This is a genomic window from Alphaproteobacteria bacterium, from assembly GCA_024244705.1.
Lineage (GTDB): Bacteria > Pseudomonadota > Alphaproteobacteria > JAAEOK01 > JAAEOK01 > JAAEOK01.
In genome coordinates, this window is record JAAEOK010000073.1 from 184,929 (window position 1) to 203,301 (window position 18,373).

The window sequence follows — 18,373 nt, forward strand, 5'->3', positions numbered from 1 at the left end:
AGGCGCATCGAACGGCGATGGGGAACGGTCAGATCTCGACCCAGCCCTGGGGCGGCTGCCGGCCCGGATGTACGGCACCGCAGTTGGGACAAGTCCGTGCCGCCCGGTCCTCGTAAAAGGCATCGAACAGCGGCGGGAGATCCTTGACGATGTCGGTGACCTCGACCTCGACCCGATGCAGGCGCTCCCCGCACTCGAAGCAATACCATTCGAATCCGTCCATTTCGCCGGGGCGACGCGCGCCCTCTACGACCAGCCCGACCGAGCCAGCTTGCGGGCGTTGCGGCGAGTGGCGGACGTGCGGCGGGAGATAGAAGACCTCGCCTTGACGAATCGGAACGTCGAAGATCGCACCGTCCTCGGCGACTTTGAGCATCATATCGCCCTCGACCTGATAGAAGAACTCCTCGACCGGATCGTCATGGAAATCGACGCGTTGATTGGGCCCGCCAACCACCATGATGACCATGTCGGTCTTGTCATCGAACAGATGCCTGTTACCGACCGGCGGCTTCAAATGTTGCCGGTTGCCGTCGATCCAGCCCCGAAAATCGAACGGTCTTAGGCGCGGATGGAGTGTCATCGATCTCTCCCTGGGTCTAAAGTGCTATGCCCGTCGCAGGGTGCCGGAAACGCGGCGAATTTGGAACACCCATATCAAGCGGAGCGCCCCGGCGAGGCGATCCCCGTTCACCGGTTATTTCGGCCAAATCCTAGATTTCGAGAGAAGCCCAGGCCGCGATGGCCCCCAGAACGCCGATCGAGCCTAGGGCGTTTGCTCCTTGCCGAGCAGGTCGTCGATCATGCCCGTCATGTCGCCCCACGGCGCTTCGCGTGCGCAATGGCCGCGGAGGACGAAAGACGGCCCGACATAGAACTTTTCGTACAGCATGTGGCGGCCGGCGAAATCGGTGCCGACCGCGTCCCAGGCCAGCTTGAACAGCTTGAACCGGTCCTCGGCTTTGTATTCGGGCGTCGACCAATAGTGCTCGAACCGCTCCCTCATCTCCGGGTTTTCGAGGACGCCGACATCGGCCGGCAATTGCATGACGCCGCCGCCCATCAGCTCGCGGATAATCGCGCACACCTTTTCATGATAGATGTAGCACCAATAGACCGCCGAATACATGAACCGCCGATTGACGTTGACATAGCCCCCCGGCAGAGTTTCGTGGGTGTGGATTTGACCCTGCACCATGGCTTCGATCATACCCTCGAGGGCGGCCAGGTGCCCGAGCGTATCCTGCACCGCCGGGATTCTGTCGGTCCCCATGAGTTGCGCGATCCGGCGCGCGACACCGGCGAAGAACTTCATCTTCGAGACGAAGCGGATCGTCGCCTGGTGGTTACCCAGGCTGTGGGCCGGGGTCTTCAGGTAGATGTCGACCGACAATTCCGTATCGTCGTGAACGAACACATCCTCCCAGGGAACCCGCACATCCTCGCAGACGACGATGCAGTCACTCTCGTCGTAGCGATAGGCGAGCGGATTGTCGATTTCGCTGACCGCATGCTTTTCGAAAGACTTGCGGGACCACAAACTGAGCCCCGAGGCGCCGGTGGGAACGACGCAGGTAATCGCCTCCTTGGCCAGATCGGGGTCAAGCGGGTGGACGTTGCCAAGCCAAACCCAGTGCGAGAACGGCGCACTGGTCGCCAGCAACTTGGCCCCGTTCAACACCACGCCTTTGTCGTCCTCCGCGGTGACCCGCAGCGCCGGCATCGCCATACCTCGTTTGAGATAGACCTCCCGCTTGCGCGTCCCGGCCGGCGGCGTAAGGGCATTGCAGACGAACCAATCGTGTTCGCGTGCGCGCTCGTAATAGCCGAGCAGGTTGGCCGCGAATTGGTGGCTGTCGGTATCCAGGATTTCCGGTGTCATGGCCAGGGCAACGATGAACCCGGCATAAAAATCGGGAGTTCGCCCCATCATGCCGTAGGTCATATCCGCAATGTGCTGATGCGCCTGGTAGCGCCGGTCCAGGTCGTCGCGGCTGCGCGGCCTCAGCCAGCACATAGCATAGCGCGAACCGTCCTCTTCGAAGGTCAGGAGATCGCGGTTGGCGGGGTCGCGGTTGACGTCGTAAAGATCGGCAAACGACCGAGCCGCATTGCGGAATCCGGGATGCGTCGTGACATCGTCCACCTCCTCTTCGCCGAGATAGATCGTGCGCCCATCGCGAAGCGTTTCGAGATATTCGGTGCCGCTCATCAACATGGCCCGGACCGTCCTTTGTCGTTCACCCACCCGAGGCGTTCACCCGGCCAATTCTAAAGTGACTTGAATATTCTTCAAGTTGATTACAAATCAGGCATCCGGACGGCGTGGCGACGGGGGTCAATAGGTCGGCGGCGTATTGATCCACAGCACCCGCGTCGTCTCGGTACCGGGGTTCCGATAGCCATGGGGCCGGTCGGACCGGAACTGGAAGGCGTCGCCCGTTTCGAGGTGATAGGTCTGGCCGTCGACCGTGAGATCGAGCCGACCGGCGAGGACATATCCGACCTCTTCGCCTTCATGTCGTATGACATCGAGGCTGTGGCCGCCGGGACCGATGACGAACAGCAACGCCTGCAGCATTTGACCGTCGTAGTAAGGTGCCACGCGCTCGACTTCGGTGTCCTCGGTCTGCCGGAAATTGTCGAATTCGAAGACTGGCCGCTCCGCCTTGCGAAGAACGATGCTCGGCGTCTCGTCCTTGGCCGTGAACAGCCAGGCGATATTGGTCTCGAGCACCGTGCACAGCCGATGAAGGAGCGACAGCGACGGCGTCGCCTTATTGTTCTCGATCTTCGATAGCAGGCTTTCGGAACAATCGATCCGCCGCGCGACGTCGATCAGCCGCATACCCTTGAGCCGGCGGGCGTGCTTCAGCTTGGCGCCGATCCGTAGCGCGCCGTCGTCGATCTTTCGCCGCACCATTGTCGCGTGTCCCCTTGCAATCACGGTCACGTTCCGAGCCCGATTCGATCCAGTCTTCGCGCGCCGTGCCGCTTGTCAAGCTGCTTGCAATTTCGGTCAGGGCGCTTGACTCTCGGCGCGTGACACATATCGACATCAGTACGGGGTCGTGACGATGGCCATTGTTCCCGGCATCCAGGAAATTCACGGCGATATGACGAGATGGCGGCGCGACCTCCATAGCCATCCCGAAACCGCCTTCGAGGAGCATCGGACGTCGGAATTCGTCGGCCAATTGCTCGGCGAATTCGGCCTCGAAGTGACACGCGGCCTCGCCGGAACCGGCGTCGTCGGAACGCTCAAGGGGAACCGCCCGGGCAATCGCGCGATCGCGCTGCGCGCCGACATGGACGCCCTGCATATCGAGGAGCGCACCGGGCTCGACTACCGTTCCCGGAATGAGGGCCGGATGCATGCCTGCGGCCACGACGGGCATACAACGATGCTGCTTGGCGCGGTCAAGTGCCTGGCCGCCGATCCGGATTTCGGCGGCACCCTCCACTTCATTTTTCAGCCGGCCGAGGAAAACGAAGGCGGCGCCCGGGTCATGGTCGAAGATGGCCTGTTCGAAAGATTCCCGGTCGAAGCCGTCTATGGCATGCACAATTGGCCCGGCCTCGAGGTCGGCCGATTCGCCGTTCGAAACGGCCCCATCATGGCGGCCAGCGATATGTTCGAGATCATCGTCAAGGGGTCCGGCAGTCACGCGGCGATGCCCCATCTGGGCGTCGATTCCGTTCTTGTCGCGGCCGAGGTTGTCGGTGCTCTTCAGTCGATCGTCAGCCGCAACCTCCACCCCATCGATTCCGGCGTGGTTACCGTCACCCAAATCCACGGCGGTGACACCTGGAACGTGATCCCCGACCGCATCATCCTGCGCGGCACCACCCGCGCCTTCAAGCCCCATGTCCGGGACGCGATCGAACCCGCGATACGTCGCACCGTCGCCGGGATTTGCGGCGCCTACGACGCGGAGTTCGAGATCACCTACGATCGCCGCTATCCGCCAACCGTGAACAGCCCGGACGAAACCGCGATCGCGATCGACGCGGCGATCGAGACCGTCGGCGTCGAAATGGTGGAGACCGACGTCGAGCCGACCATGGGAGCAGAGGACTTCGCCTTCATGCTGCAGGAGAAGCCGGGGTGCTACATTTTTGTCGGCAATGGATCCGACGCCGGCGGCAAGCGGTTGCACAGCCCGCATTATGATTTCAATGACGAGACGCTGACGGTCGGCGCCAGCTATTGGATCAACCTCGTCCGACGAACCCTCGGGCGCGCGGCCGAAGACGGCGCGTGACAACACCGACCCGCGGAGCGAAACCATGACCGATGCCTACCCCCGCGACCTGATCGGTTACGGCCGCACCCCACCGAATCCGCAATGGCCCACCGGCGCGCGGATCGCCGTCGAGTTCTGCCTCGCTTACGAAACCGGGGGCGAAAGCCATATCCTCCACGGCGACCAGCGGTCCGAGGATATGCTGACCGACGTTCATGGCCTACCTGCGGTCGAGGGCGGCCGCGGCATGCTCGCCGAATCGACATTCGAGTTCGGCAGCAGGGTCGGGTTGAATTGGACCCAAAAACACGAGCCTTGACATACCAATCTATAATTGGTTCACACACATGAGTCAAAAAATACGCGAAACGTACGGGCAACAAAATCGAATAATAAACCAATATGATATTGGTTTTCGACTCGGTTCAGATCGATAATGTCATCCATGAACGCCAGATTCGCATTCGAGTCGTAACCGAAATTTCGTCACGGGTCGCTCACTCGCCGCGGGGAAAGCGGTTACGTTCCTCGACCACGTTGAGATCCATATCATTGCGCATGAAGCGCCGGGCCGCATCGTGGGCGGGCTCAAAATCCCACGCGGTATGGCGCCCCTGGCGCAACGCCTGGTAGACGATGTGACGGCGGGCCTGGCTGTCCCGAACCTCGGCATCGAATTTCGCCAAGTCCCACCGCGACGCCACCAAATCGGCCAGCGCCGTGGCGGTTTCGGCATAGGCCGCTTCAGTGGCAAGGTTGGCCGTCTCGTGCGGGTCGGTCTCGAGGTCGAAGAGCTGCGGCGGATCGAGTTCACAATGGACGTATTTCCACCTGCCCTGGCGCAGCGCCACGAGCGGCCCATGGGACCCTTCGGCCGCGTATTCCATAACGACGGGCGCGGTGCGTTCTGCACCGGAGATCAGCGGCAGCAAACTCTCGCCGTCGATACCGGGCGCGATTTCGTCGAGCGCGACATCGGCCAAGTCCGCCAGAGTGGGCGCGATATCAAGCAACGACACCGGGTTGTCGACGCGGCGGGGTTCCAAACCGGGCGCCGAGATCATGAGCGGAATGCGTGCCGACCCCTCATAGAAGCACATCTTGAACCACAGGCCGCGCTCGCCCAGCATGTCGCCGTGGTCGGCGCAGACGACGATCGCGGTGTTGGCCGCTTGCCGAGTCGTCTCCAGCACGTCCAAGATCTGTCCGATCTTTTCGTCGAGGTAAGAGATGTTGGCGAAGTAGCCGCGACGCGCGCGTCGGATATCGTCGTCGGAAATGTCGAAGCGCTCGTGGTCGACCGCGTGCAGCAGGCGTCGGGCATGAGGGTCCTGGTCCTCGTCGGCCAGCGCCGGGACCTCGGGCTCGAGGTGGGCGCAATCGGCGTATAGGTCCCAAAACCGACGCCTGGCGACATACGGGTCGTGCGGATGGGTGAAGCTGACCGTCAGCAACCAGGGACGATCGTCAAGTCCCCGCGAAAGCTGATAGAGCCTTTGGATCGCAGCGCTCGCGACCTCATCGTCGAACTCGAGCTGGTTGGTGATCTCGGCGATTCCGGCGCCGGTGACGGAGCCAAGATTGTGGTACCACCAATCGATGCGCTCGCCGGCACGGCGATAGTCCGGGGTCCAACCGAAATCGGCGGGGTAGATGTCGGTCGTCAGGCGATCCTCGAAACCATGGAGCTGATCGGCACCGATGAAATGCATCTTTCCCGACAAGCAGGTTTGGTACCCGGCGCCGCGAAGATGGTGCGCGAAAGTCGGAATATCGGAGGCGAATTCGGCGGCATTGTCATAGACCCGCGTGCGACTGGGCAGCCGTCCGCTCATGAAACTGGCGCGTGCCGACGTACAGAGCGGCGACGCGGTATAAGCGTTGGTGAACCGCACGCAACGGTCGGCCAGCGTTTTCAGGTGAGGCACATGAAGCCAGTCGCAGGGACCGTCGGGAAAGAACGTCCCCGCCAATTGGTCGGCCATGAGAATGAGGATATTCGGACGTCGTCTCATTGGCGGCACTCCCGGCTGTGGAAATCTGAAATCGTCAATCGATGCCGTTGATTCCATGACTGCGATACACCGACTGCGCCTCGCAAGCAATTTCGTCCAATCGAGCGCCGGGTTGCCGACCGACATGCGGCCGGTCCGTCCGGACCGACCTCCGGTTCGGTGATCGCCGCGGAACTCTTGGTGGGCGGCCTGAAAAACGACTAGGATTGGCTCGGCAATGCCAATCGAATCAGGCCGAGATGGGGACAAGATGCGAGACTTCGTGTCGGCAGAATTGATCGACGGCGGATCGGCGGTCGCGCTGCGACACGGCGACGGCAGGCTGACGCGTTTCCATGCCGTCTGGCTGCGCTACAATGCCCTGGACGACGAGACCAGGGCGCCGCAGAACGGCCAGCGCCTGATTCGGATTTCGGATATCCCGGAGAACATCCGGCTGGCTTCGGCCGCGTTTACGGAAGGCGGTGATCTGACCCTCCGTTTCGAACCCGAAGGCAAGATAGTTTCCTTCGCGTCGGCCTGGTTGGCGGCGCATACCTACGATCCGGTAGCGAAGCGAAGCGCCGGCTGGCTGGCCCCTGAAATCGAAACCTGGGACCACGCGCTCGAGGGCACCCTTCCGGCCGCCGACTTCGAGACCGTCAGGAACGATCGCACGGTGCTTGGCGGATGGCTGACGGCGGTGCGGCGCTATGGGTTTGCCAGGATGTCCGGGGGGCCGGCCGAAAGCGGCGCGCTCCTGAAAATCGTCGACTTGTTCGGTTATGTCCGTGAAACAAATTACGGCAAGTGGTTCGAGGTTCGAACCGAAGTCAATCCGAGCAACCTCGCCTATACCGGCCTCGGTCTCCAAGCGCACACCGACAACCCCTATCGCGATCCAACGCCAACTTTGCAGATCCTCTATTGCCTGGAAAACTCGGCTGAAGGCGGCAACTCGATGCTGGTCGACGGATTTCGTGCTGCGCAGCGGCTGCGCGCCGAATCGGCGGACGGATTCGATTTGCTGTCGCGATATTGCGCGCGATTCGCGTATTCCGGTGCCGCCGGCGTGCGCTTGACGTCGCGACGCCCGATGATCGAACTGGCACCCGATGGCGAACTGATCGGAATTCGATTCAACAACAGGTCCTGCGCGCCGGTCACCGATGTGCCCTATGACAGAATGGCGGATTACTATGCCGCCTACCGCCGGTTCAGCGACATCATCGACGACCCACGGATGATGGTCGCCTTCAAACTCGAGCCGGGCGAGAGCTTCATCGTCGATAACACCCGGGTGCTGCACGCGCGCGAGGGCTATTCGGGCGCCGGGTCACGGTGGCTGCAGGGATGCTATGCGGACAAGGACGGGCTGCTGTCGACGCTTTCGGCCATCGCCGAGTCGCAGAAGGCTGACAACGCATGACGCCGTCGAGCCCCATCCAGGCAACGCCTGACACGATGGTCGCATTGATCGGCGATATATTCACCCGCCGTGGTGCCGGCTGCTATCTGGGCGAGCAGGTGACAATGGCCGAGCACATGCTGCAATGTGCGCGCCAAGCCGAGACAGCCGGTGCCGACGAGAGCATGATCGCCGCGGCGCTTCTCCATGACATCGGCCTGTTCGCAAACGACTTTCCACATGGCGCGACAGTCGGCGATGCGGAAATCCACCATGGCGAGGCTGGGGCCGTGGTGCTCGAGCCATTCTTTCCCGCCACCGTGACGGATTGTGTCCGCCATCATGTCGCGGCCAAGCGGTATCTCTGTGCCATCGACCCGGCCTATCGCAAATTGCTGTCGCCATCTTCGGTGCGTACCCTGGAACTTCAAGGGGGAGTCATGAGTGTCGAAGAGGCGGCGGCTTTCGCGACGCAGCCGCGGCTCGACGAAATCGTGAAAGTCCGCTTGTGGGACGATCGGGCAAAGGTTCCCGGCCTGGCTACGCCCGCCTTCAGTCACTATGCGCCGCTGCTGCAGCGCCTCGTGGATCGTGTGGCGGCGGAACCGTAGGGCAGGCTGTGGGCCTCGAGACGACCTGCATCGGTGCTTTTCCCAAGCCCGATTACGTGACCAAGGCCGGCTGGCGGGAGGACGGGCCCGGCGAGCGCAGCGAGGGTGGCGCGCGCGGCTTCGCCTATGTCGACAACCAGGTCGGCACCGCCGCGGTCGAACTGCTCGACCGGGCCACTGGCGAGGCGGTGCGCGACCAGGTTGCCTGCGGCATCGATATTCCGACCGACGGCGAACAGCGGCGGGAGAACTATATCTACTACCATTGCCACCATCTGAACGGGATCGATTTCACAGATTTGTCAACGAAAGTGCACCGGAGCGGGGCCGCAATCGCCGATCTGCCGACGGTCACCGGAAAGGTCGAACCGAAGGGCGGCCATTTCCTCGATCGGGATTTTCGGGTTGCCCAGGGCTTCACCGACAAGCCGCTGAAGATCACGGTCCCCGGGCCGATGACGATCATCGACACGATCGCCGACACTTATTACGGCGATGAAGCCGCATTGGCGCGCGACCTGGCCGGCGCCCTCAATTTCGAGATCCGTGCCCTGGCGGAGGCCGGCTGCCGATTCATTCAGATCGACGAACCGGTGTTCGCCCGCAACCCGGATGACGCGCTGCAATTCGGGATCGAGTGCCTTGAGCGGTGCTTCGACGGCGTCGGCGCTGAGGTCACCAAGGTCATGCACATGTGTTGCGGCTATCCCGGGCATCTCGACGATGAGGATTACGCCAAGGCCGACTCAGGCGCCTATCTGCGGCTCGCGGGCGCGCTCGACTCATCGCGTATCGACCAAGTTTCGATCGAGGACGCTCATAGATTCAACGATCTCGTACTCCTCGAAAGCTTTGACCAATCGACCGTTGTGTTCGGTGCCGTCGCGATTGCGACCAGTCGCGTCGAAGGGGCCGAGGACATCGCCCGGCGCCTCGCGCTTGCCCTCGAACATATCGACCGCGGCCGGTTGCTGGCGGCGCCCGACTGCGGCCTCCTCATGCTGGACCGGCCGCTCGCCATGGCCAAGCTGCGCAACCTTTGCGAAGCCGCGGCCTCGGTCTAGTCGCCACAATCGTCTTACCAGGCGGTGCTTCGTACCGAATAACCGCGTCGGCCGCGTAACGCCGGTTCAGGAATCGAGCGCCGAGACCCGGTAATCGGCTTTATCGAGCCATGCGCGATTGGGTTCCACACCCCAGCCTGGCGCATCGGGGATGGTCACTTTGCCGTCGGCGATGTCGTAGGGCGAGCGCTCGAACAGACCTTCCTGCCACGGGTAATAGTCCGGCCCTTCGATCGAGAACTCGACATATTGGCCGGCATTGGCGATGGCGCCCATCAGGTGCATGGTGAACAGCGTGACCATGGAAAGGTTGGCGCAGTGGGGCGTACAGGGAAGGCCCGTCTGCCCGGCCATTTCAACAACGCGCAGGGTCCGGGTCAGGCCACCGAGATAGCAAATATCCGGTTGGACGATATCCACGGCACGCATCTCGATCATGCGGCGCCAGATCGTCAGATCGCAGTCCTGCTCGCCGCCGCTAACATCCAGGTCCAAGGCGTCGGTAACTTGCTTGGTCTGAGCGAGCTCCCAGTAGGGACAAGGCTCTTCGAAATGGCCGACGCCGTGGTCCTCGAGCAGGCGTCCGACGGCGATGGCCCGCTGCGGCGAATAGCCGCTGTTGGCGTCGACCAGCAAATCGACATCGTCGCCGAGGGCGGAGCGAACCGCAGGAACGATCGCTTCGGTTCGGCCGGGCCATTCATCCACGTCGTGGCCGCATTCGGAGGCGACGCGGAACTTGAAAGCGTCATAGCCGAACTCGTCGCGCAGGCGGGCCAGGCGGGCCGATTCATTCTCCGGCGTGATGTCACGCTTCATCGATGATGCATACACTCTCAACGGTCTAGGTTCGCCACCGATCAATCGGCACACGCTTTGGCCTTCGCGCCGGCCCCTGAGGTCCCACAGGGCGGTGTCGAGACCGGCGAGCGCTCGCCGCAGATAGGAGCCGGGGAATTTGTGCTCACGCTCGGGAATCATATCGACCAGGCTGTCGATGTCGTCGGCATCGGCGCCGAGCGCCCACGGTGCGATTTGGCGATGAAAGACCAAGGCCGTGATGTCGGCATTGTATGTCGAGACTTGTCCCCAACCGTATTGGCCGTCGTCTGTGTGGGCGCGGACAAATGCGACGAATTGGTTCGCGAAGGTCTCGAGTTTCACGATGTTCATCGAAGAGATTTGCCGGTCGGGTGCTCAACAAAGGGGTACGGAATAAATGATACTGCCAGGTCCATTCGAGATTCCCTATGCCGATTGGTAGTCGCCGATCAAGCTTGAAAACGCGCGGCCGACCAGGGTCGAACGGCCGGCGTGAATTCAGCGAGGTGCTGAAATGCGACCGTTCCGGTGGTCGCATTTGGGAAAGAATAGGTCGTTTTTGTCCAGGCTAGCTTTCCCGCTCGAACCGGTATCATGTCTGAATGTTTTGCCCTATTGACGCTTCAATTGGGCCGCAACAGGCTTTCCGTAACGCGAACACGCATGTTCGAACACAAGGATCCGAGGAGAAGAGCGTTCGGTTGTTCCATTTTTCTCATCGATCCAGCCAAAGCTGCGCTATGATTGATTCAAACACCTCGACGTTGCGTGGTTCGGCGATAGAGAACAACGAGTAAATCAGGGAGGACGTTATGAAATCGATTCAAGAGTTGGAATCCGCGCTTGCGCGAGGCCAATTAACTCGCCGCCAGTTTCTGGCCGGGACGACGGCGTTGGGCTTTTCGACCGCGGTCGCGACGACCATGTTCGAGCGAACGGTGCAGGCCGCGACGCCGAAGAAAGGCGGCGTCATGCGCGTCGGCATCGGTGGCGGATCGACCACCGATTCCCTCGACCCGGCGACTTGGGAGAATCAATGGATCCAATTGATCGGTTGGTCGAGTCAAAACTATCTGACCGAGGTAAACGGGAAAGGTGAGTTGGTGCCCGAGCTTGCCGAGAGCTGGGAGGCATCCCCCGACGCCGTCACCTGGACCTTCAAGCTCCGTGACGGAGTCGAATTCCAGAATGGCAAAACCGTGGACGCCGACGATGTGGTGGCATCGATCAATCACCACCGGGGCGAGGATTCGACGTCTGCCGCCAAGGGCATCGTCGATCCGATCGAGAACATCGAAACCGACGGCAAAAACGTCGTCATTTTCGCCCTCAAGGGCGGCAGCGCCGATTTCCCGTTCCTGATGAACGACTATCATCTCGCTATCCTGCCGTCGAAAGACGGCAAGGTCGATGCGACGTCAGGCATTGGCGCCGGCGCCTATATCGTCGAGGATTTCGATCCCGGCGTTCGTTGCGAGCTCAAGCGCCATCCTAATTTCTGGAAGAGCGACCGCGCCTTCTTCGACGCCGGAGAAGTGATCACGATCGGCGACGTTGCGGCGCGCACCAACGCATTGAGCACCGGCGAGATCGACGTCATGGACCGCTGCGATCTCAAGACCGTGCATCTGCTCAAGCGCAAGAGCGACCTGCGTGTCGAAGAGACCTCCGGAACCCAGCACTATTCAATCCCGATGCGGACCGACACGCCGCCGTTCGACAACAACGATATTCGGTTGGCGCTCAAATACGCGATCGATCGCGATGCTGTGGTCCAAACCATCCTGCGCGGTCACGGCACGGTGGGCAACGACCATCCGATCGGGCGCTCCAACCCCTACTTCGATACCGGGCTCGCGCAGCGAACCTACGATCCCGACAAGGCCAAATTCCATCTCAAGCAGGCCGGCGTCGAGACGCTTCAGATCGATCTCAGTGCGGCCGATGCGGCCTTCGGCGGTGCCGTCGACGCGGCGATCCTTTACAAGGAACATGCCGCCAAGGCGGGCATCGACATCAATGTCATTCGCGAACCCAACGATGGCTACTGGTCCGACGTGTGGATGAAGAAGCCATGGTGCATGTGCTACTGGGGCGGGCGTCCGACCGAAGACTGGATGTTCTCGACGGCCTATGCCGAGGACGCCGGGTGGAACGATACGTTCTGGAAGAATGACCGGTTCAACAAGCTTCTCAAGCAGGCGCGAGCCGAGCTCGATACGAACCTGCGCGCAGACATGTACGGCGAAATGCAGCTCATCGTGCGGGACGAGGGCGGCGTCGTCATTCCGATGTTCGCCAATTACGTCTTTGCCATGGCCGACAAGGTCCAGCATGAGGAGCACATGTCGGCGATGTGGGACCTCGACGGGTTGCGCATGATGGAGCGGTGGTGGTTCGACTAGGCCGCTCTGCTTCGTGTCCGTAGATGTCTAAAATTCTGACGATGGTGGCCCAGCGCCTAGCGCTGGGCCTCCTCACCCTCTTTGTCGTCTCCCTGATTATCTTCCTGGGAGTCGAGTTGCTTCCCGGTGATCTCGCCGAAGCGATCCTCGGTCAATCGGCGCTGCCCGAAACGGTCGCTGCTTTCCGTAAGGAACTCAAGCTCGACCTGCCGATGCACGAGCGCTACCTGGACTGGCTGGGCGGCATTCTTCAGGGCGATCTGGGACGATCGCTGTCCAACCAGCGTGAGATCACCGAGCTGATCAGCGGCCGGCTTGCCAACACGGTGTTTCTCGCCGTGATGGCGGCGGTGATTTCCGTCCCATTGGCGCTGACGCTGGGCGTTCTCGCCGCACTCTACCGCAATAGCCTGTTCGACCGCGGCATCAACATCGTCGCCTTGTCGTCGGTGTCCTTTCCGGAATTCTTCGTCGCCTACATCCTGATCCTGTTCTTGGCCGTCGAGTGGGGCCTGTTCCCGAGCATTTCGAACGTCAATTTCGATCTCGGGTTTTGGGAACGGGTCTACCGCGTGTTCCTGCCGGCGCTGACCCTCACCCTGGTCGTGGTCGCACAGATGATGCGCATGACGCGGGCGGCGCTGATCAACCTCCTCGCCAGCCCCTACATCGAAATGGCCAACCTCAAGGGCCTTTCGCGATCGCGTATCATCGTTCGCCATGCCCTGCCGAACGCGTTGTCGCCGATTATCACTGTGATCGTTCTCAACCTCGCCTATCTCGTCGTTGGCGTGGTCGTTGTCGAGGTCGTCTTTGTCTATCCAGGCCTTGGCCAGCTGCTCGTCGATTCGGTTTCGCGGCGCGACATCCCGGTCGTGCAAGCGTGCAGCATGATATTCGCCGCGACCTATGTCCTGTTGAATCTGACGGCGGATGTCTTGGCGATCGTGACCAATCCCAGACTGCTTCACCCGAGATAGGCGGAGGCGGGCATGGGCGGATTCTGGAAATTGATCAAATCGGCACCGTGGAGCGCCCGCTTCGGCATCGCCGTGATCGTGATCTATATCTTTATCGCGGTTTTCGCGCCCGTTTTGACGCCCTATGGCGAATCCGAAATCGTCGGCGCCGAATTCGAGCCGTGGGGCGAGGGCGGGTTTGTTCTCGGCACCGACAATCTGGGCCGCGATATGCTGACACGGCTGATGTACGGCGCGCGGAACACGATCGGCATCGCTTTCATCACCACCTGCCTGGCGTTCTTGATCGGCGCGACCATGGGCTTCGTGTCGGCCACGCTCGGCGGATGGACAGATCAAATTTTGGGCCGCATCGTCGACGTCCTGATGGCGATCCCGCAGCTCATATTCGCGCTCTTGCTGTTGACCATTCTTGGCACCTCGGTACCGGTCCTGATCATGGTCATAGCGGTCTTGGATTCGACCCGGGTCTTCCGCCTTTCCAGGGCGGTGGCGATGAACATCGTCGTCATGGATTTCGTCGAGGTGGCGCGCCTGCGCGGCGAAGGCATCGGCTGGATCATGCGCCAGGAGATACTGCCCAATTCGTTGCCGCCGCTGGTCGCCGAGTTCGGTCTGCGATTCTGCTTTGTCTTTCTATTCGTCAGCGCCCTCAGCTTTCTCGGCCTCGGCATACAGCCGCCGACCGCGGATTGGGGCAGCATGGTGCGCGACAACGCGACCTTGATCACCTACGGCGACGTGACCCCGTTGCTGCCGGCCGGCGCGATCGCCCTGCTCACGGTCGGGGTCAATTTCGTCGTCGACTGGTTTCTGCACAAAACGAGCGGATTGCGCGATGAGCATTGACAGCGACAACGGTCCGAATGGCGACATCCTGCTCGAAATGCGGGACATCCATATCGAGGGGCAATCGGACGAGGTCTGGCATGAGATCGTTCACGGCATCGATGTCACGCTCCACCGCGGCGAAATCGTCGGTCTGATCGGCGAATCCGGTGCCGGCAAATCGACGCTTGGCCTGGCGGCAATGGGCTATGCCCGCCCCGGCTGCCGGATCTCCGGCGGTTCGGTGATTTTCGACGGCACCGATCTGCTGGCGGCCTCGGAGGATGAAAAACGCCGCGTACGAGGTGCCCGTATCGCCTATGTCGCCCAGAGCGCGGCGGCCAACTTCAACCCCGCGCACAAGCTAATCGACCAATATACCGAGGGTCCGGTCCAGCATGGCGTCATGGGCGAAAAGCAAGCCGCGAAAGAGGCGGTCGACCTGTTCGGGCGCCTGCAGCTGCCGGAACCGGAAACCATCGGCTTTCGTTATCCCCACCAGGTCTCGGGCGGTCAGTTGCAGCGCGCGATGACCGCGATGGCGATGGCGTGCCGGCCGGACCTGATTGTCTTTGACGAGCCGACGACGGCGCTCGACGTCACCACCCAGATCGAGGTTCTGGCGGCGATTCGCAATGTCGTTCATCAGTTCAACACGGCGGCGATCTACATCACCCATGACCTCGCGGTTGTCGCCCAAATGGCCGACCGCATCATGGTGTTGCGCTATGGCGATCTGGTCGAGGAATCCGACACCCGGACCATGCTGTCGGACCCCAAGGAGGACTATACAAAATCGCTGTGGGCGGTGCGGTCACTGCACAAGAAAGAGGAGCCGGGCGAGGATATCCTGCTCGATGTCAAGAATGTCACCGCCAGCTATGGCGGTGTCCTGACCGTGCTTCATGACGTCTCGGTGTCGATACCACGGGGCCGGACAATCGCCGTCGTCGGCGAGTCGGGGTCCGGCAAGAGCACGCTCGCGCGCGCCATAACCGGACTTCTGCCGCCATCCGAAGGGCAAGTGATTTTCAACGGCGATCCGTTGCCACCGGCCTTGAAAGATCGCAGCCGCGAATTGTTACGCAAGATGCAAATGATCTACCAGATGCCGGATACGGCACTCAACCCGCGTCAAAAGATCCGCGAAACCATCGGCCGGCCGCTCAGTTTCTATCTCGGCATGCGTGGGGAAAAGCGCGAGAAGCGAATTCTCGAACTGCTCGACCTGATCGAGTTGCCGGCGGAATTCATCGATCGATTTCCCGGCGAACTTTCCGGCGGCCAAAAGCAGCGCCTGTGCATCGCCCGCGCCCTGGCCGCGGACCCCGAACTGATTATCTGCGACGAGGTTACGTCCGCGCTCGACCAGCTTGTCGCCGAGGGCATCCTCAGATTGCTGTTGCGGCTGCAAAAGGATCTTCAGGTTTCCTACCTGTTTATCACCCATGACCTGGCGACGGTCGAGGCGATCGCCGACGAGATCGTCGTCATGTTGCAAGGCCGTGTCGTCGAACAGGGGCTGAAGACCGAAGTGCTGACGCCGCCGCACCACGATTATACGGATCTGCTGCTGTCTTCGGTTCCCGAGATGGATCCCGATTGGCTCGATCGGGTGCTCGCGGATCGAAGCGCGAAAGGCGGACCCGCCGCAACCGGACAACCAAGCGCCGGCTGACCCGTCGCGACGGCACCGTCACGAAAAACCAGGCATGGCGTCGAGAGGAATGCTGCCATGGGCCATCGGCCGCTGACAGTCATATTCCTGTGCATCATGCTCCTTCCTTGCGCTGGTTTCGGAGCGGATGACCGATGGCGGACAGAGATGGACGGAGCCATCGCCGCGCATCGACAAGGCAACCTCGCCGCCGCCGAGCGCCAATTGAGACGGGCGCTGGCCGAGGCGGAAGATTTCGAAAAGCCGGACCGGCGCCTGGGCGAAACACACCTCGCATTGGCGACGGTCTATTTCGACCAACTGCGCTACGCCGACGCGGAAAACGAGTTACTCGAAGCAGTCGCCCAGTTCGAATCCGCATCAGGACCGGCGGATCCCGACCTTGCAACGGCCGTGAACGCCCTCGCCCTGGCCTATCTGCGGCAAGGAAAAACCGATCTCGCCGAAGCTCCGTTTCGCCGTGCGCTAGCAATCTTCGAGGGCGCTTTGGGCGCGGATCATCTCCGTGTGGCCGACGTTGCCTTCAATCTGGCCGGCCTCTATCTGACCGAAGCCCGCTACGGCGACGCGGAGCCTTTGCTTCAGCGTGCGCTTGCCATTCGCGAAGGGAAATTGGGGCCGGATCATCAGGAGGTGGCGCGGGTGCTCGAGTCCTATGCGATCGTCTTTCGCATGACCGGCCGCGACAGCGAAGCCGAGACCGCAGAATCACGGGCCAAGGCCATCATCGGACCTTAGCCGGATGTCAGGGACCGCGGCTACGCACCGCCCATCGGGCACCATCGTTGACGATGGAAGTTCCGCAGCCGGAGCCGGTCGATCAGCACGATTTCCAAGCTTCTTGACAAACCTCATCTCGGTTGTGATTTCTTGTCGGAATTGGACGCGGCGCCTGCACGGCCGACCGGCACGTCGCGCACCTGCCGGACGGATGACGGCGGGTTGAGCGAAGGTGGAGATGACCATGGCCGAAACCCTGACCCAAAGCGACCCCCGTCGCGCCGCCTTCGAGCGGGACGGCTTCTTGTCCGCGGTCGATATCCTAGATCTCGATGAAGTCGCGGACCATCGCCGGCGGCTGGAAGACGCCGAGGCGTCCCACGACGGCCTGCACTACGTTTCGAAGGTCCACACGATCCTGCGGTCGCCCTTCGAACTCGCGACCCATTCCAAGGTGCTTGATGTGGTCGAAGCGCTGATCGGGCCCGACATCCTCCTGTTCGACGTGACCTACGTGATCAAGGAATCGCGATCCGCCGGCCATGTTAGTTGGCACCAGGACCTGACCTATTGGGGCTTTGACGGCGACGAGCAGGTCTCGATGTGGCTCGCTCTGTCGGCGGCGACGCGGGAATCCGGTTGCATGCGCATGATTCCGGGGTCGCACCGGTTCGGTCGCCTCGACCATGAAGATACGGCCGATGGGGCCAATTTGCTACACCGGGGACAGACCGTTCACGGGGTCGCCGAAGACGAGGCGCGGATGTTGCCCTTGGCGCCGGGCCAGGCCTCGTTCCACCATGGCTGGACGCTCCATGCATCGATGCCGAACAAATCGAACGACCGCCGCATCGGCCTCAATGCCCAATACATCGCGCCGCGCATGCGTCAACTGGTCAATCCTCACGAGACGGCTCTCTTGGTTCGCGGACGCGACCCGTACCGCCACTATGCCGAGGAATTCATCGCCCAACGCGACTTGGATCCGGCCGCGCTCGCCCGCCATGCGGAACTAGACCGCCGCAGCAAGGAAACCTGGGACTCGGTCTGAAGCCGGGCGATCGGAACAGAGAGAGTAGAGGCTACGCGACCAATCAAGTCGTCGAACCCAATCACGCAATTCTGTTTTTTATTGGCAGCAAGCGGTGCGCTTGCCGGCGGCGAAAATGATCGCGTTCAAAGCCAACGGCATTGGCCGCCACGCTGCTCGCCGCACCATCAAGAACCAGCGTAAGAGACGGATGCGAAGTCGGTCTCCATTTGCCGGACCGGGGCGTTCTCGGATGACGACGGCGACGACGCACGAACCGAGCCAACACGGAGACCTACATGGCTCGAATCGATTCCCACGAAGACCCCATTTAACAATTCAATATCAATATCTGCCCGACCTGAGAGATAGGTGACGTTTTGTACCGGACACTGGAGTGACCCCCAGGGGCTGGACAGGCGGGATTGGTGATTTTTGACTATGTTGTCCGGGCTTCAGAGGAGAAGCTCATGGCAAGGCATCGCACCTATTCAATCGCTTTCAAGCGCCAAGTTGCCCAGGAATATCTGTCTGGTGAGGAGAGCCTTCACGGGCTAGCCCGTCGGCATGACGTCTGCCGCAATCT

16 protein-coding genes are annotated in these 18,373 nt (G+C 61.5%); 11 read left to right on the forward strand and 5 right to left on the reverse strand.

From position 1 onward, the window contains the following. Nucleotides 1-28: 28 nt before the first annotated feature. The 3 genes from GY791_12805 to GY791_12815 all read right to left on the reverse strand — a co-directional run bounded on the left by GY791_12805 (nucleotide 29) and on the right by GY791_12815 (nucleotide 2,923). Nucleotides 29-583: a 3-hydroxyanthranilate 3,4-dioxygenase gene (locus GY791_12805; protein ID MCP4329305.1), complete on the reverse strand. Its 555-nt coding sequence runs from the start codon at nucleotides 581-583 to the stop codon at nucleotides 29-31. Nucleotides 584-766: 183 nt separating this feature from the next. Then, nucleotides 767-2,212 carry a hypothetical protein gene (locus GY791_12810; protein MCP4329306.1) on the reverse strand — a complete coding sequence of 482 codons (1,446 nt, stop codon included), beginning with the start codon at nucleotides 2,210-2,212 and terminating at the stop codon, nucleotides 767-769. Nucleotides 2,213-2,338: 126 nt separating this feature from the next. Beyond that, a complete protein-coding gene (locus GY791_12815; protein MCP4329307.1) occupies nucleotides 2,339-2,923 on the reverse strand; it encodes a cupin domain-containing protein in 585 nt (194 codons plus the stop codon). Nucleotides 2,924-3,071: 148 nt separating this feature from the next. Between GY791_12815 and GY791_12820 the strand changes: the two genes are divergently transcribed. Both GY791_12820 and GY791_12825 read left to right on the forward strand, forming a co-directional pair. Next, complete coding sequence (locus GY791_12820; GenBank protein MCP4329308.1) at nucleotides 3,072-4,265, forward strand: amidohydrolase; 1,194 nt, start codon at nucleotides 3,072-3,074, stop codon at nucleotides 4,263-4,265. Between the two features lie 25 nt (nucleotides 4,266-4,290). Then, a complete protein-coding gene (locus GY791_12825; GenBank protein ID MCP4329309.1) occupies nucleotides 4,291-4,566 on the forward strand; it encodes a hypothetical protein in 276 nt (91 codons plus the stop codon). 178 nt (nucleotides 4,567-4,744) lie between these two features. Here the strand turns inward: GY791_12825 and betC are convergent, their stop codons facing one another. Then, on the reverse strand, nucleotides 4,745-6,262 hold the full coding sequence (gene betC, locus GY791_12830; GenBank protein MCP4329310.1) for a choline-sulfatase: 1,518 nt from the start codon (nucleotides 6,260-6,262) through the stop codon (nucleotides 4,745-4,747). 250 nt (nucleotides 6,263-6,512) lie between these two features. Between betC and GY791_12835 the strand changes: the two genes are divergently transcribed. The 3 genes from GY791_12835 to GY791_12845 are packed head-to-tail and all read left to right on the forward strand — an operon-like array spanning nucleotide 6,513 to nucleotide 9,324. After that, complete coding sequence (locus GY791_12835) at nucleotides 6,513-7,670, forward strand: gamma-butyrobetaine dioxygenase (GenBank protein ID MCP4329311.1); 1,158 nt, start codon at nucleotides 6,513-6,515, stop codon at nucleotides 7,668-7,670. After that, nucleotides 7,667-8,260 carry an HD domain-containing protein gene (locus GY791_12840; protein ID MCP4329312.1) on the forward strand — a complete coding sequence of 198 codons (594 nt, stop codon included), beginning with the start codon at nucleotides 7,667-7,669 and terminating at the stop codon, nucleotides 8,258-8,260. Before GY791_12835 ends, GY791_12840 begins: the two co-directional genes overlap by 4 nt. A gap of 8 nt (nucleotides 8,261-8,268) precedes the next feature. Then, a complete protein-coding gene (locus GY791_12845; protein ID MCP4329313.1) occupies nucleotides 8,269-9,324 on the forward strand; it encodes a cobalamin-independent methionine synthase II family protein in 1,056 nt (351 codons plus the stop codon). 66 nt (nucleotides 9,325-9,390) lie between these two features. Here GY791_12845 and GY791_12850 read toward each other — a convergent pair whose 3' ends face one another. Then, a complete protein-coding gene (locus GY791_12850; GenBank protein MCP4329314.1) occupies nucleotides 9,391-10,497 on the reverse strand; it encodes a mandelate racemase/muconate lactonizing enzyme family protein in 1,107 nt (368 codons plus the stop codon). Nucleotides 10,498-10,958: 461 nt separating this feature from the next. Between GY791_12850 and GY791_12855 the strand changes: the two genes are divergently transcribed. The 6 genes from GY791_12855 (at nucleotide 10,959) to GY791_12880 (ending at nucleotide 17,808) form a co-directional block, all read left to right on the forward strand. After that, nucleotides 10,959-12,551, forward strand: coding sequence for an ABC transporter substrate-binding protein (locus GY791_12855; protein ID MCP4329315.1), 1,593 nt, complete (start codon nucleotides 10,959-10,961; stop codon nucleotides 12,549-12,551). Between the two features lie 23 nt (nucleotides 12,552-12,574). Beyond that, nucleotides 12,575-13,531 carry an ABC transporter permease gene (locus GY791_12860; GenBank protein ID MCP4329316.1) on the forward strand — a complete coding sequence of 319 codons (957 nt, stop codon included), beginning with the start codon at nucleotides 12,575-12,577 and terminating at the stop codon, nucleotides 13,529-13,531. Nucleotides 13,532-13,543: 12 nt separating this feature from the next. Continuing rightward, nucleotides 13,544-14,380, forward strand: a complete 837-nt coding sequence (locus GY791_12865) for an ABC transporter permease (protein ID MCP4329317.1) — start codon at nucleotides 13,544-13,546, stop codon at nucleotides 14,378-14,380. Further along, nucleotides 14,376-16,037 carry an ABC transporter ATP-binding protein gene (locus GY791_12870; protein MCP4329318.1) on the forward strand — a complete coding sequence of 554 codons (1,662 nt, stop codon included), beginning with the start codon at nucleotides 14,376-14,378 and terminating at the stop codon, nucleotides 16,035-16,037. Before GY791_12865 ends, GY791_12870 begins: the two co-directional genes overlap by 5 nt. A 147-nt stretch (nucleotides 16,038-16,184) precedes the next feature. After that, nucleotides 16,185-16,775, forward strand: a complete 591-nt coding sequence (locus GY791_12875) for a tetratricopeptide repeat protein (GenBank protein MCP4329319.1) — start codon at nucleotides 16,185-16,187, stop codon at nucleotides 16,773-16,775. 226 nt (nucleotides 16,776-17,001) lie between these two features. Next, entirely contained in the window at nucleotides 17,002-17,808 is an 807-nt protein-coding gene (locus tag GY791_12880) for a phytanoyl-CoA dioxygenase family protein (GenBank protein MCP4329320.1), read from the forward strand. The last annotated feature ends 565 nt before the right edge of the window (nucleotides 17,809-18,373 follow it).

Coding starts and splice junctions, on each gene's coding strand:
- GY791_12860 (MCP4329316.1), top strand. CDS start 12,575: ATGTCTAAAATTCTGACGATGGTGGCCCAGCGCCTAGCGCTGGGCCTC.
- GY791_12855 (MCP4329315.1), top strand. CDS start 10,959: ATGAAATCGATTCAAGAGTTGGAATCCGCGCTTGCGCGAGGCCAATTA.
- GY791_12875 (MCP4329319.1), top strand. CDS start 16,185: ATGGACGGAGCCATCGCCGCGCATCGACAAGGCAACCTCGCCGCCGCC.
- GY791_12810 (MCP4329306.1), bottom strand. CDS start 2,212: ATGAGCGGCACCGAATATCTCGAAACGCTTCGCGATGGGCGCACGATC.
- GY791_12825 (MCP4329309.1), top strand. CDS start 4,291: ATGACCGATGCCTACCCCCGCGACCTGATCGGTTACGGCCGCACCCCA.
- GY791_12805 (MCP4329305.1), bottom strand. CDS start 583: ATGACACTCCATCCGCGCCTAAGACCGTTCGATTTTCGGGGCTGGATC.
- GY791_12840 (MCP4329312.1), top strand. CDS start 7,667: ATGACGCCGTCGAGCCCCATCCAGGCAACGCCTGACACGATGGTCGCA.
- GY791_12880 (MCP4329320.1), top strand. CDS start 17,002: ATGGCCGAAACCCTGACCCAAAGCGACCCCCGTCGCGCCGCCTTCGAG.
- betC (MCP4329310.1), bottom strand. CDS start 6,262: ATGAGACGACGTCCGAATATCCTCATTCTCATGGCCGACCAATTGGCG.
- GY791_12835 (MCP4329311.1), top strand. CDS start 6,513: ATGCGAGACTTCGTGTCGGCAGAATTGATCGACGGCGGATCGGCGGTC.
- GY791_12850 (MCP4329314.1), bottom strand. CDS start 10,497: ATGAACATCGTGAAACTCGAGACCTTCGCGAACCAATTCGTCGCATTT.
- GY791_12865 (MCP4329317.1), top strand. CDS start 13,544: ATGGGCGGATTCTGGAAATTGATCAAATCGGCACCGTGGAGCGCCCGC.
- GY791_12815 (MCP4329307.1), bottom strand. CDS start 2,923: ATGGTGCGGCGAAAGATCGACGACGGCGCGCTACGGATCGGCGCCAAG.